The organism is Thauera aminoaromatica S2, assembly GCF_000310185.1.
GTDB lineage: Bacteria > Pseudomonadota > Gammaproteobacteria > Burkholderiales > Rhodocyclaceae > Thauera > Thauera aminoaromatica.
On record NZ_AMXD01000033.1, the window covers coordinates 1 to 12,048 of the forward strand.

General features: G+C 70.2%; 13 protein-coding genes. 5 read left to right on the plus strand and 8 right to left on the minus strand.

What is annotated here, in order from left to right; genetic code table 11:
• The coding region (waaA, locus tag C665_RS07300) for a lipid IV(A) 3-deoxy-D-manno-octulosonic acid transferase (protein WP_004304268.1) at positions 1-1,159 on the minus strand (1,159 nt) is incomplete at its 3' end.
• A gap of 143 nt (positions 1,160-1,302) precedes the next feature.
• On the opposite strand from waaA, the gene C665_RS07305 reads away from it, so the two are divergent.
• Together C665_RS07305 and C665_RS07310 are read left to right on the plus strand one after the other, a co-directional pair.
• Positions 1,303-2,310, plus strand: a complete 1,008-nt coding sequence (locus C665_RS07305; RefSeq protein ID WP_004304270.1) for an NAD-dependent epimerase — start codon at positions 1,303-1,305, stop codon at positions 2,308-2,310.
• An 88-nt stretch (positions 2,311-2,398) separates the two neighbouring features.
• Positions 2,399-3,196, plus strand: a complete 798-nt coding sequence (locus tag C665_RS07310) for a symmetrical bis(5'-nucleosyl)-tetraphosphatase (RefSeq protein WP_004304272.1) — start codon at positions 2,399-2,401, stop codon at positions 3,194-3,196.
• 16 nt (positions 3,197-3,212) lie between these two features.
• Here C665_RS07310 and C665_RS07315 read toward each other — a convergent pair whose 3' ends face one another.
• Together C665_RS07315 and C665_RS07320 are read right to left on the minus strand one after the other, a co-directional pair.
• Positions 3,213-4,046, minus strand: coding sequence for a lysophospholipid acyltransferase family protein (locus tag C665_RS07315; protein WP_004304274.1), 834 nt, complete (start codon positions 4,044-4,046; stop codon positions 3,213-3,215).
• A 38-nt stretch (positions 4,047-4,084) separates the two neighbouring features.
• Positions 4,085-4,852 (minus strand): GNAT family N-acetyltransferase, encoded by a 768-nt coding sequence (locus C665_RS07320; protein WP_004304275.1) that lies wholly within the window; start codon positions 4,850-4,852, stop codon positions 4,085-4,087.
• Between the two features lie 111 nt (positions 4,853-4,963).
• On the opposite strand from C665_RS07320, the gene C665_RS07325 reads away from it, so the two are divergent.
• The 3 genes from C665_RS07325 (at position 4,964) to C665_RS07335 (ending at position 6,906) form a co-directional block, all read left to right on the plus strand.
• Positions 4,964-5,413: an HIT family protein gene (locus tag C665_RS07325; protein ID WP_004304277.1), complete on the plus strand. Its 450-nt coding sequence runs from the start codon at positions 4,964-4,966 to the stop codon at positions 5,411-5,413.
• Between the two features lie 90 nt (positions 5,414-5,503).
• Positions 5,504-6,439 carry a carbohydrate kinase family protein gene (locus tag C665_RS07330; RefSeq protein ID WP_004304279.1) on the plus strand — a complete coding sequence of 312 codons (936 nt, stop codon included), beginning with the start codon at positions 5,504-5,506 and terminating at the stop codon, positions 6,437-6,439.
• Positions 6,433-6,906 carry an outer membrane lipoprotein gene (locus tag C665_RS07335; RefSeq protein WP_012585951.1) on the plus strand — a complete coding sequence of 158 codons (474 nt, stop codon included), beginning with the start codon at positions 6,433-6,435 and terminating at the stop codon, positions 6,904-6,906. Before C665_RS07330 ends, C665_RS07335 begins: the two co-directional genes overlap by 7 nt.
• Positions 6,907-6,992: 86 nt before the next feature.
• On the opposite strand, the gene C665_RS07340 is transcribed toward C665_RS07335, so the two are convergent.
• The 5 genes from C665_RS07340 to C665_RS07360 all read right to left on the minus strand — a co-directional run bounded on the left by C665_RS07340 (position 6,993) and on the right by C665_RS07360 (position 11,982).
• Entirely contained in the window at positions 6,993-8,189 is a 1,197-nt protein-coding gene (locus C665_RS07340; RefSeq protein WP_004304282.1) for a DUF3426 domain-containing protein, read from the minus strand.
• Positions 8,186-9,088 carry a 50S ribosomal protein L11 methyltransferase gene (prmA, locus tag C665_RS07345; RefSeq protein ID WP_004304285.1) on the minus strand — a complete coding sequence of 301 codons (903 nt, stop codon included), beginning with the start codon at positions 9,086-9,088 and terminating at the stop codon, positions 8,186-8,188. Before prmA ends, C665_RS07340 begins: the two co-directional genes overlap by 4 nt.
• Positions 9,089-9,094: 6 nt before the next feature.
• A complete protein-coding gene (gene accC, locus C665_RS07350) occupies positions 9,095-10,453 on the minus strand; it encodes an acetyl-CoA carboxylase biotin carboxylase subunit (protein ID WP_004304287.1) in 1,359 nt (452 codons plus the stop codon).
• 7 nt (positions 10,454-10,460) lie between these two features.
• Entirely contained in the window at positions 10,461-10,913 is a 453-nt protein-coding gene (accB, locus tag C665_RS07355) for an acetyl-CoA carboxylase biotin carboxyl carrier protein (RefSeq protein WP_004304289.1), read from the minus strand.
• 445 nt (positions 10,914-11,358) lie between these two features.
• Entirely contained in the window at positions 11,359-11,982 is a 624-nt protein-coding gene (locus C665_RS07360) for a hypothetical protein (protein WP_004304292.1), read from the minus strand.
• Positions 11,983-12,048 lie beyond the last annotated feature (66 nt).

Below are 12,048 nucleotides of genomic sequence, written 5' to 3' on the forward strand. Positions count from 1 at the left end.
CCGGGTCGGCGACCAGCGCCAGCGCCTCGCGCATGCCGGCCTCCGCATCCCGCGCGCGCACCGCGGCACCGGCGCGCTCGGCGTCCTCGGCCACCGCCTGGAAATTGAAGGTGTGCGGGCCGATCACCACCGCGGTGCCGACCGCGCAGGCCTCGATCAGGTTCTGCCCGCCGAAGGCCAGCCAGCTGCCGCCGATCAGGGCGACGTCGGCGGCGGCGTAGTAGGCGAACATCTCGCCCATCGAGTCGCCGAGCAGCACGCGCGTGTCCGCACGCACCGCGTCGTCCGCGCTGCGCCGCTGCAGCGCGAGGCCGCGGGCGCTGGCGAGCGCGGCGACCTCGTCGAAGCGCTGCGGGTGGCGCGGCACCAGCAGCAGCAAGGCCGCGGGCGGCGCCAGGCGGGCGAAGGCGTCGAGCAGCAGGGCCTCCTCTCCCTCGCGGGTGCTCGCGGCGAGCAGCACCGGGCGCGCGCCGATGCGTTCGCGCAGGCTGCGGCCGAGCGCCAGCAGCGGCGCCGGCGGGGCGATGTCGAACTTGAGGTTGCCGGTGACCGTGACTCGGCGCGCGCCGAGTTGGGCGAGGCGGGCGGCGTCGGCGGCGGTCTGCGCGCCGATCGCCGCGAGTGCCTTCAGGGTGAGCGCGGTGAGCGCGGGCAGGCGGGCGTAGCGACGCGCCGAGCGCTCCGACAGACGGGCGTTGGCGAGCATCACCGGAATGCGGCGGCGTCGGCAGGCGGCGAGGAGGTTGGGCCACAGCTCGGTCTCCATCACCACTCCGAACAGCGGGCGGAAGTGGCGCAGGAAGGCGTGGGCGAAGCAGCCGAGGTCGTAGGGCAGGTAGGCGCGCAGCACACGCGGCTCGTCGCGGAAGAGGGTTTTCGAGGTGTCGCGACCGGTCGGCGTCATGTGGGTGAGCAGCACCGAGTGCTCCGGCCATTCGGCGAGCAGGGCGCGCACCAGCGGTTCGGCGGCGCGGGTCTCGCCCACGGAGACCGCGTGCACCCAGATCACCCCCACCGGCGCGCGCGTCCGGTAGCGCCCGAAGCGCTCGCCGACGTGGCGCAGATAGGCGGGCTGGTGGCGCGCCCGCCAGGCCAGGCGCAGCAGCACCAGGGGCAGGGCGAGGATCCACAGCAAGGTGTAGGGCAGGCGGGTCAGCATCGGGTGGAAGGGCAGGACGACCGCCGCAGTATAAGCAAGGACGCCGGCCGCGGTCCTGCGCGCGATGAAGGAAACCGTTCACACTGTGCGCTGGCGTGGGCATGCGATAATTTGTCCAATCCATCGCCCAGCCAATTTCCTCCATGAAGATCCTCGTCACCGGCGCTGCCGGTTTTATCGGCATGCACACCACGCTGCGCCTGCTCGCGCGCGGCGACGAGGTGGTCGGCCTCGACAACCTGAACGACTACTACGACCCCACCCTCAAGGAGGCGCGCCTTGCCCGGCTGCAGCCGCACGCGGGCTTCCGCTTCGTGAAGATGGACGTGGCCGACCGCGCCGGCATGGAGGCCTTGTTCGCCGCCGAGAAGTTCGACCGCGTCATCCACCTCGCCGCCCAGGCCGGGGTGCGCTATTCGCTGCAGAACCCGCACGCCTATGTCGACAGCAACCTGGTCGGGTTCATGAACATCCTCGAGGGCTGCCGCCACGCGAAGGTGCAGCACCTGGTCTATGCGTCGAGCTCCAGCGTGTATGGCGGCAACACGAAGATGCCGTTCTCGGAGAGCGACAGCGTCGACCACCCGGTGAGCATCTACGCGGCGACCAAGAAGGCCAACGAGCTGATGGCGCACACCTATAGCCACCTCTACGGCCTGCCCACCACCGGACTGCGCTTCTTCACCGTGTATGGCCCCTGGGGCCGCCCGGACATGGCGCTGTTCCTGTTCACCAAGGCGATCCTGGAAGGGCGTCCGATCGATGTCTTCAACCACGGCCGCATGCGGCGAGACTTCACCTATGTCGACGACATCGTCGAGGGGGTGATCCGCACCCTTGACCGCATCGCCGAACCCGATCCCGCCTTCGATCCGATGCAGCCGAACCCGGGCACCGGCAGCGCACCCTACCGTGTGTTCAATATCGGCAACCATGACCCGGTCGAACTGATGGAGTTCGTCGCCGCGATCGAGGATGCGCTCGGCACCACCGCGCAGAAGAACTTCCTGCCGCTGCAGGACGGCGACGTCCCGGCCACCTACGCCGACACCGCCGCGCTGAACGCGTGGACCGGCTTCGCCCCGGCGACCAGCGTGCGCGAGGGCGTCGGCCGCTTCATCGCCTGGTACCGGGAGTACTACCGGGTCTGATCCGCCCGGGGCGGCCCGGCGCGACGGCCGCCCCCGATCTACAACCTTCCATGCGCTGCGGCCCGCCGGCCGGCAGCGGCAGGAATCGATGGCCAACTACGCAATCGGCGACATCCAGGGCTGCTACGCCCCGCTGGACCGCATGCTCGACCGCATCGCCTTCGATCCCGCGGTCGACCGGCTGTGGATCGTCGGCGACCTCGTCAATCGGGGACCCGAATCCCTGCGTGTGCTGCGTTTCCTGCGCGGGCTGGGCGATGCTGCGAGCATCGTGCTCGGCAACCACGACCTCTACCTGCTGATGGTCGCCGCCGGCTACAAGCGGCGCGACAGCGACGACACGCTGTTCCAGGTGCTCGAGGCGGACGACCGCGACGAGTTGCTGGAGTGGCTGAGCTTCCAGCCCCTGATGCGGGTCCATGGCGACCACGTGCTGGTGCATGCCGGCCTCTTGCCCGGGTGGACGGTGACGCGCGCGCAGGCGCTCGCCGCCGAGGTGGGTGCGGTGCTGGCCGGGCCGAAGTCGCGCGAGTTCCTGCTCCACCTCGCGGGCAACCGCCCGGATCGCTGGTCGGACGGGCTCAAGGGCTGGGACCGTCTGCGCGTGATCGTCAATGCCATGACGCGCCTGCGCTTCTGTACCGCGCAGGGGCGCATGGACCTGAGTGCCAAGGGCGCGCCGCACAAGGCGCCGTCGGGCATGCTGCCGTGGTTCCGCGTGCCCGACCGTTTCAGCCGTACCCATACGATCGTCTGCGGGCACTGGTCGGCGCTCGGCTTCTACCGCGAGCCGGGGCTGATCGCGCTCGATTCGGGCTGCGTGTGGGGCGGCAAGCTGACCGCGCTGCGCATCGAGGACGACGCGGTGTTCCAGGTCCCGGGCTGAGCCTGCGGCGGTGGTCTCAGGTCTGCGCGTCGAGCGCGACGCCGATGGCGGTGGCGATCTCGCCGCGCGTGCGTGCAGCCAGCGTGCGCCGGTCCGCTCCGTCGGCGGTGGCGATCGGCGCTGCCACCGTGATGCGCGCGATCGTGCGCGGCGCGGCGATGATGTTGGCGATGCACTCGCCCAGGCTGAGCTCGCCATCGTAGGCGGGCGCGCGGCTGAAGCGGTCGTCCGGCGTGCGGTATTGCAGCGCGAGGGGCTGCACCGGATGGCCGCAGGCGATCGCCGGCTGCAGCAGCGCGGCGTGGAAGTGCAGCAGGGTCGCGCCGTCGGTGGTCGTGCCCTCGGGGAAGATGGCGACGTTGCACCCGGCGTCGAGCAGCGCGGCGGTTTCCTCGTTGATGATGCGGGCGTGGCCACGGCTGCCGCGACGCAGGAAGATGGTGTCGTTCTTCGCCGCCAGCCAGCCGATCACCGGCCAGGCGCGCACCTCGGACTTGGAGACGAAGGCGGCGGGGGCGAGCGCGTTGATCGCGAAGATGTCCACCCAGGAGACGTGGTTGGCAACCAGCATGCAACCGGGTGCGATTGCCTCGCCGCGGTGCTCGAGGCGCATCCCGAGCACCCGCAGCAGCCCCTGAGACCAGCGCTGGCGCAGGGCCTCGCGAGTGTCGCGGCCGGTGAGCGGATAGATCGTCGCGATCGTCAGCACCCCCTGCAGTAGGTGCAGGGCGAGCCGGGTCCAGCGCGTCGCGCGCAGCAGCCCACCAGCGCGCGCCTCGCTCGCCGCGGCCGCGCGGGTGGCTGCTCCGGACGCGGAGGCTGGTGGCGCGGTGCCGGCACCGGCATGCATGGCGCGATCCTGCACGAGGTCGGGGTGGCGGGGGGCGTTCAGTCCTTGCGTCCCATGAAGTGGCGGGCGTAGCGCCCATCCACGCGGCCGATCGGCATCAGGATGGGCAGGTCCGCGGTGTTGAAGTCGGGGTCCCATGCCGGCTCGCCGCAGACCCAGGCTCCCGCGCGCAGGTAGCCCTTGATCAGCGGTGGCGCCTCGGCGTCGAGGTCGCCGCGCAGGCTCGAGAGCGGCAGCGGGCAGCGCGGAAAGACGTGGTACTCGAGCGGGGCGAGGTGTTTTTCGCGCAGACGATTATACAGGCTGGCCGCGGCGTGCCCGCCGTCGGCCATGCTTACCGAGGCGCAGCCGATCAGGTATTCGTAGCCGTTCTCCTGCATGTAGCGCGCGAGCCCCGACCACAGCAGCGCGATCACCGCGCCGCTGCGGTAGTCGGCGTCGATGCAAGAGCGCCCGATCTCCACCAGCTGGCCGCGCAGGTGCTGCAGGCGGGTGAGGTCGAATTCGTTCTCGGAGTAGTAGCCGCCCACCCGGCGTGCGGCGGAGGGCGACAGGATGCGATAGGTGCCGACGATGCGGCCGGCATCCTCGTCGCGCACGATCAGGTGCTCGCAGAAGGGATCGTAGAGGTCGCGGTCGACGCCCGGACTGCGTGTGGGCAGGCGGGCCCCCATCTCCTCGGCGAAGACCCGGTAGCGCAGCTTCTGCGCCTCGAGGATCTCGGTCTCGCTGCTGGCGAGGCCGACGTGCAGGTTGCGCGTCTTGCGCGCGGCGGTTTGCTGGCGGGGCTGGAGGTGCTGGAGCATGGCCTGTGTCCGTCCTGTTGGGTGCGGACCATTCTCGAAACCCGTCGTTGCGACGCGGTGACGTGCTGGTTACGATGCGATGACGCACATCCGGCCCCAGGAGAACTTCGCATGCAGTGCACGACCCCGCCCGACCACGACCCCGACTGCGTGTTCTGCCGCATCGCGCGCGGCGAACTGCCGTCGTCCAAGGTGTATGAGGACGCCGACACGCTCGCCATCATGGACATCCAGTCGGTCAATCCCGGCCACATGCTGGTGCTGGTCAAGCCGCACCGCGCGAACATCTACGCGCTCGACGACTCCCTCGCCGGCGCGGCCTTCCGCACGGCGGCGCGGGTCGCCCGCGTGGCGAAGAAGGTGACCGGCTGCGAGGGAGTGACGCTGCTCCAGGCCAACGAGAAGGCGGGGGCGCAGACCGTGTTCCACTTCCATCTCCACGTGCTGCCGCGCTGGGAAGGCGACGGCATGGCGCTGGCCTGGCCGGTGAAGAACCCGCCGCGCGAGGCGCTCGAGGCGATGGCGGCGAAGCTGCGCGAGGCGCTCGCCGATCAGGACTGAAGACCTGGCCGCGGCTCCGGCGGCGGCAGGGGAAGGCGGAGGGGCCGCGTATAATCCGGCTTCCGCCCACCCTCCGCCTGCCTGCCTTCCATGTCCATCCTCGTCTGCGGATCGGTCGCCTACGACTCGATCATGGTCTTCCACGACCGCTTCCGGAATCACATCCTCCCCGAGCAGATCCATATCCTCAACGTCTCCTTCCTGGTGCCCGACCTGCGCCGGGAGTTCGGCGGCTGTGCCGGCAACATCGCCTACGGGCTCAAGCTGCTCGGCAGCGATCCGCTGATCGTCGCCACCGTCGGCGAGGACGCCGGCCCGTATCGTGCGCGCCTGCGCGCGCTCGGGCTGCGCGAGGACTTCGTGCGCGAGGTGCCGGGCACCTTCACCGCGCAGGCCTTCATCACCACCGACCTCGACGACAACCAGATCACCGCCTTCCATCCGGGGGCGATGTTCCACTCGCACCTGAACGACGTGCGCACCGCGGCCGGTGCGACGCTGGGCATCGTCTCGCCCGACGGCGCCGACGGCATGCTGCGCCACGCCGACGGCTTCGCCGCGGCCGGGGTGCCCTTCGTGTTCGATCCGGGCCAGGCCCTGCCCATCCTCGGTAGCGAAGCGTTACTGAAATGCCTGCAACAGGCGCGCTACTGTACGGTCAATGACTACGAGGCCCGGCTGATGTGCGAGAAGACCGGGCGCAGCGAGGCCGAACTCGCGCGCGAGGTCGAGGCGCTGGTGGTGACGCTGGGTGCGGAAGGTTCGCGCGTGCATTGGCGCGGCGAGGTGTTCGAGGTGCCGGCGGTGAGGGCGGACGCGATCGTCGATCCGACCGGTTGCGGCGACGCCTACCGTGCCGGCCTGCTGCACGGTATCGCCGCGGGCTGGGACCTGCGCAGGAGCGCGCGCCTGGCCGCGGTCATGGGCGCGCTCAAGATCGCCCAGCGTGGCGGACAGAACTACGCGCCCTCGCGTGCAGACGTCGGGGCGCGTTATCGCGAGGCTTTCGGAGAGGATCTATGGTGAATCGAAGCGGGATGAAGTGGCGCGCCCTGGCCGGCGCGATGATCGCGGCGCTGGCGGTGGGCGGCTGCGCCCAGGGACTGGGGGGGGGCACGTATGCGCGCACCGAGGCGCGGCGCGCGATGACGGTGCAGTTCGGCACCATCGAGGCGGTACGCGCGGTGCAGCTCGAGGGAACGAAGACGCCGATCGGCTCGGTCGCGGGCGCGGCCATCGGCGGTATCGCCGGCAACACGGTCGGCGGCGGACGTGGCCAGGCCGTGGCCACCGTCATCGGCGCGGTGGCCGGTGGGCTTGCCGGCTCTGCGGTGGAGGAAGGCGCGACCCGGCAAGCGGGCGTGGAAGTCACCGTGCGTCTGGACAATGACCAGTTTCTCGCCGTGGTGCAGGCCGACGAGGGCGAAGGCTTCCGCCCCGGTGAGCGCGTCCGCGTGCTGCGCGACGCCGGCACCACCCGCGTCTCGCGCTGAGAAGGATGCCAGGCGCGAGCCCGGCGCATGCGGGGTCGAGCGCGTTCGCTCCCGCTCCTCACCCCTGATGCCTTACGCCTCACTCCTCACGGATAGAATGCATAGATCCGGTATCCCGTCGGTGCCAGCGCCGGTGCGGCGAAGGGAATGCGCAACTCGATCGCGCTGCGTGCCATGAAGGCTTCGTGCGGCTGGCTCGGTGGCAGCCAGTCGGTGGATGGCAGCACGCGGCGCGAGATCGGGTTGTCGCCGGCGTCGGTGAGGGTGAGTTCCAGATGCGGCCACTGCTGCGGATAGTCCGCGCGGTTGTTGAGCGTGGCTTGCAGCAGGTAGTAGCCGGGCCGCCCGGGTTCGGCCTGCAGGTCGGAGGCCTCGATCGCGATGTGTTCCGCATCGCGCGGATAGGGCACGCCGCAGCCGAAGCGCGCGCAGGCCTCGCTCAGGACGGGGCGCAGGCCGGGGAGGGCGCGCGCCAGCTCCATGCGATACAGATAGGTGGCCTGCGCCGCGAGCAGCGCGGACAAGCCGACCGCGAGCAGCATCGCGAGCGCGCGTACGAGCGGGTGGGTTTCCTTGCGCGGGCGTCCGTAGTTGGCGTCGAGGCGGGCGAGGTCGGGCTCGTGAGGCGAGGCGGGTTGTTCATCCTCGTGTGCAGGGATGGAGGCGGGTTCCGGTGCGGCCCGCGCGGATTCGCGCACGGGGGTGGAGAGCCCGGGGATTGCGGTGGCCGGATCGTCGTCGAAGGGCGGCGGTGGCGTGTAGGAGATCGTCGGTGCGAAGGGCCCGGGCGCGGCGAGGTCCCTGCCGCGAGCAGGCGTTCCGCCCTCGTCCTCGTCGATCGGCAGGCCTCGCCGGGCGCTGCGCAAGACTTCCGGAAAGGGCTGGGCCGCTGCGGCGCCCTCGTCGAAGGCGGGGGCCGTGCCGGTCTGCCCGTCGTCCATCGCGGTGCCGCGCAGCGCGGGCTTGTGCGCGGGCGCGAGCCAGTCCTCGTAGTCGTCGAGACCCGGCTCGGGCAGCGGCGCCCGGATCGGCGGCGAGGGGGCAACCTCGGGGATGTCGAAGTCGAGCAGCGGTTCGGGGCGTGCTTCATACACCGGTCTCGCCGCGGGGGGTGGGGGCGCCGCTGTGGTCGCGGCGCCGTCGTCGCGAACCTCGACCGTGTGCTCGAGCGCGTTGAAGGGGTGGAAGCAATGCCCGCAGCGGACCTCGCCGCCCCGTGCGTGAAGCTGCTCCGGGCGCAGCCGGAACACCGTCTGGCAGGCGGGGCAGCGGGTGATCATCATGGCCCGGGGCGCCGTCCCTCGAGGCGGATCCAGCCTTCGTGCGCCGCGCCCACGTGCAGTGCGATGTGCGGTGCCCAGGCCTCCACGACCTGCGCGGCCTGGGTCTCGAGCACGCCCGACAGCGCCACCCGGCCGCCCGGAGCGACCCGCGCCGAAATCGCCGGGGCGAGCACGCACAGCGGGTTGGTGAGGATGTTGGCGACGACCAGATCGAAGGTGTCGCCGACCGGCACGGCAGAGTGCTGCAGGCGCACGGCCGCGTGGTTGCGCGCGGCGTTGTCGCGCGCGGCCTCGACCGCCTTCTCGTCGATGTCGATGCCGAGCACCGCGCCGGCGCCGAGCTTGGCCGCGGCGATGCCGAGGATGCCCGAGCCGCAGCCGTAGTCGAGCACGCTGCAGCCGGGCGTGACCACCTCGCACAGCCACTCCAGGCAGAGCCGGGTGGTGGGGTGGGAGCCGGTGCCGAAGGCCATGCCGGGGTCGAGCTCGATGTTGATCGCGTCGGCGTCGGGCGCCTCGTGCCAGGACGGCACGATCCACAGCCGGTCGGTGATGCGGATGGGATCGAACTGGCTCTGGGTGAGCTGCACCCAGTTCTGCTCGGCTACCGTCTCGGTGGAGAACGGGGGGACGGCGTCGAAACCCGCCGCGCGGGCGGCTTCGGCGAGCATCGCGCCGAGCTCGGCCGGATCGGCCGCACCGTCGAACAGCGCGATCACCCGGCTGTGGTCCCACAGCGCGGTGGGCAGATGGCCGGGCTCGCCGAACTGCGGGCGCTCCGCCTCGGTGCCGGCGTCGGCGTCCTCGATCGAGACAGAGAGCGCGCCGGCCTCCATCAGTGCGTCGGAGAGCGCCTCGGCCTTGTCGGCCTCGGCCTGCAGGGTCACCGAGATCCACATCTCGTGTCAGTCCTGCACTTCGTTGCGGTGGGTGAGCTTGTGCTCGAGGTAATGGATGCTGGTGCAGCCCTCGTTGAAGCGCGGGTCGAGCATCAGGGTCTGGTGCAGCGGGATGTTGGTCTTGATGCCCTCGACCATCATCTCGGAGAGCGCGATGCGCATGCGACGGATCGCCTGCTCGCGAGTGTCGCCGTATGCGATCAGCTTGCCGATCATCGAGTCGTAGTGGGGCGGCACGGTGTAGCCGTTGTAAACGTGCGAATCGACCCGGATCCCCGGCCCACCTGGCGTATGCCAGTTGGTGATGCGACCGGGCGAGGGCGTGAACTTGAACGGATCCTCGGCGTTGATCCGGCACTCGATCGCGTGGCCGCGGAACTCGATGTCGCGCTGACGGAACCAGAGCTTCTCGCCGGCGGCGATGCGGATCTGCGCCTGCACGATGTCGATGCCGGTGATCAGTTCGGTCACCGGATGCTCCACCTGCACCCGCGTGTTCATCTCGATGAAGTAGAACTCGCCGTTCTCGTAGAGGAACTCGAAGGTGCCGGCGCCGCGGTAGCCGATCTTGCGGCAGGCTTCCGCGCAACGTTCGCCGACCTTGGCGATCGTCTTGCGGTCGATGCCGGGGGCCGGCGCTTCCTCGATCACCTTCTGGTGGCGGCGCTGCATGGAGCAGTCGCGTTCGCCGAGATAGACCGCGTTGCCGTGCTGGTCGGCAAGGATCTGGATCTCGACGTGGCGCGGATTCTCGAGGAACTTCTCCATGTATACGACGGGGTTGCCGAAGGCCGCCTGGGCCTCGGCGCGGGTGGTGGTGACGGCGTTGAGCAGCGCGGCCTCGGTGTGCACCACGCGCATGCCGCGCCCGCCGCCGCCGCCGGCGGCCTTGATGATCACCGGGTAGCCGACCGCGCGTGCGATCTTGACGATCTCCTTCGGATCCTCGGGCAGTGCGCCGTCCGAACCCGGCACGCAGGGCACGCCGGCGGCCTTCATCGCATCCTTGGCAGAGACCTTGTCGCCCATCAGGCGGATGGTCTCGGGGCGTGGGCCGATGAAGACGAAGCCCGACTGCTCGACGCGCTCGCCGAAGTCGGCGTTCTCGGAGAGGAAGCCGTAGCCGGGGTGGATGGCCTCGGCGTCGGTGACCTCGGCGGCAGAGATGATGGCCGGCACGTTGAGGTAGCTCTGCGCAGAGGGCGGCGGGCCGATGCAAACGGACTCGTCGGCCAGTCGCACGTACTTGGCGTGGGTGTCGGCCTCGGAGTGGACCGCGACCGTCTTGATGCCGAGTTCGCGGCAGGCGCGCAGGATGCGCAGGGCGATTTCCCCGCGGTTGGCGATCAGGATCTTCTCGAACATGGCGGACTCAGCCGATCACGAACAGGGGCTGGCCGTATTCGACGGGCTCACCGTTCTCGACCAGGATGGCCTTGACGACGCCGCTGGCGTCGGCCTCGATCTCGTTCATCAGCTTCATCGCCTCGATGATGCACAGGCGGTCGCCGGTGGCGATCTTCTGGCCGAGTTCGACCAGCGGCTTCGCGCCCGGGGCCCCGGCGCGATAGAAGGTCCCGACCATGGGCGACTTGACCACGTGACCGTCGGGCAACTCGTCTTCTGCATCGGTCAGGGCGGGGGAGGCGACGACGGCCGCCGGTGCGGCTGCGGGTGCGGGGGGGACCTGGGCATAGTAGGTTGCCGGAGGTGCGCTGGTGTGCTTGGCGATGCGTACCTTTTCCTCGCCTTCGGTCACCTCGAGCTCCGAGATGCCGGACTCCTGGACGAGATCGATGAGTTTCTTGAGCTTGCGCAGATCCATGGTGTTCTCCGGACGGGACCGCGATCGCCTCGACGGGCGCCACGATCGGGATGATTCAGTGTTCGGGTTTCGCGCACACGCCGAGGCCGCCGCGGTCGGGCGGCGGACTGGTGCGGAAACGTTTCGTGCTGAGGGGGCCGCGCGCGAACTCGCTCGGCCGGGATGGCTCGCCACCACGGGCGGAATGCGTGCAAGCGACCTCGTGAAGCACCGCCCCGTCATGCCGGGGGGCTGGCCCGAGCGCCCGGTGAAGATGGGTCGTCAAGCATTTTGAGCGCTTCATGGATGCAAGTTTGCCGTAAATCGCGGCAAATTGTCCACTTTGGGTTGTGATCTGGACTTGCGTGGAGGGTGCCTGGGACCCGGCGCCGTGCGCGGATTCTGCGCTCGTGCGCCGTGGGCTGCAAGCCGAGGAGGGTGCCCGGCATGGCGGGGCAGGCAAACCTCAGGGAGCGTGCGACCCCGTGTCGCGTGTGCTCTCCACCGCCGCGGCGACCAGGGCCTCGACCTGGGCGAGGCGGGCGCGATCCTGGCCGCGGCGCGGGCTGCGCTCGGCGGCCGAGGGATAGATCGACACCTTCACCGGCACGTCGTCCCAGTCGAAGCTGAGGATGGCCTCGGGCGTATGCGGTGCGGGGCGGCGCGGCTCGCGGTGCTCGTAGGCGAAGTCCTGGTTGAGGAAGAAGATCTCGACGTCCTTGGTGCTCTCGGGGAAGAGTTCGATCTCGAGTTCCGAGTAGCGTCCGGCGGTGCCGTCGAGGGCTCCGCCGGTGAGGTAGGGGCGAAAGTCGGCGAGCAGGCGCATGACCTCGATCGCCGCGCTGCGCATCTCGAGCAGGCGCTGCGGCTGCTCCTCGTCCTGGTAGATCGCAAGCCAGGCGCGCAGCTCGGCCTCGACCTCGTTGTTGTTGGGCAGGGCGTCGGCGTCGGTGGCGCCGAGCTGTTTCGCAGCCTTGCGCTTGGCGAAGCCGAAGTCGCTGATGCCGTCCTCGGCCATCATGCGTGCGGCGAGCGCGGCGATCTCGCGCCGCAGGCCGCCGCTGCGTGATACGTGGGCGTGTGAGGGCATGGTGGGCCTCGGGTAGAATGCGCGCCCATTGTAATACACCCCCGGTTGCGGCCGGATGAAGGCTTA

What these genes read in the sequence shown, in the direction of transcription:
- C665_RS07305 (WP_004304270.1), top strand. Translation starts at nt 1,303, where the DNA reads ATGAAGATCCTCGTCACCGGCGCTGCCGGTTTTATCGGCATGCACACC.
- C665_RS07310 (WP_004304272.1), top strand. Translation starts at nt 2,399, where the DNA reads ATGGCCAACTACGCAATCGGCGACATCCAGGGCTGCTACGCCCCGCTG.
- C665_RS07315 (WP_004304274.1), bottom strand. Translation starts at nt 4,046, where the DNA reads ATGCATGCCGGTGCCGGCACCGCGCCACCAGCCTCCGCGTCCGGAGCA.
- C665_RS07320 (WP_004304275.1), bottom strand. Translation starts at nt 4,852, where the DNA reads ATGCTCCAGCACCTCCAGCCCCGCCAGCAAACCGCCGCGCGCAAGACG.
- C665_RS07325 (WP_004304277.1), top strand. Translation starts at nt 4,964, where the DNA reads ATGCAGTGCACGACCCCGCCCGACCACGACCCCGACTGCGTGTTCTGC.
- C665_RS07330 (WP_004304279.1), top strand. Translation starts at nt 5,504, where the DNA reads ATGTCCATCCTCGTCTGCGGATCGGTCGCCTACGACTCGATCATGGTC.
- C665_RS07335 (WP_012585951.1), top strand. Translation starts at nt 6,433, where the DNA reads ATGGTGAATCGAAGCGGGATGAAGTGGCGCGCCCTGGCCGGCGCGATG.
- C665_RS07340 (WP_004304282.1), bottom strand. Translation starts at nt 8,189, where the DNA reads ATGATGATCACCCGCTGCCCCGCCTGCCAGACGGTGTTCCGGCTGCGC.
- prmA (WP_004304285.1), bottom strand. Translation starts at nt 9,088, where the DNA reads ATGTGGATCTCGGTGACCCTGCAGGCCGAGGCCGACAAGGCCGAGGCG.
- accC (WP_004304287.1), bottom strand. Translation starts at nt 10,453, where the DNA reads ATGTTCGAGAAGATCCTGATCGCCAACCGCGGGGAAATCGCCCTGCGC.
- accB (WP_004304289.1), bottom strand. Translation starts at nt 10,913, where the DNA reads ATGGATCTGCGCAAGCTCAAGAAACTCATCGATCTCGTCCAGGAGTCC.
- C665_RS07360 (WP_004304292.1), bottom strand. Translation starts at nt 11,982, where the DNA reads ATGCCCTCACACGCCCACGTATCACGCAGCGGCGGCCTGCGGCGCGAG.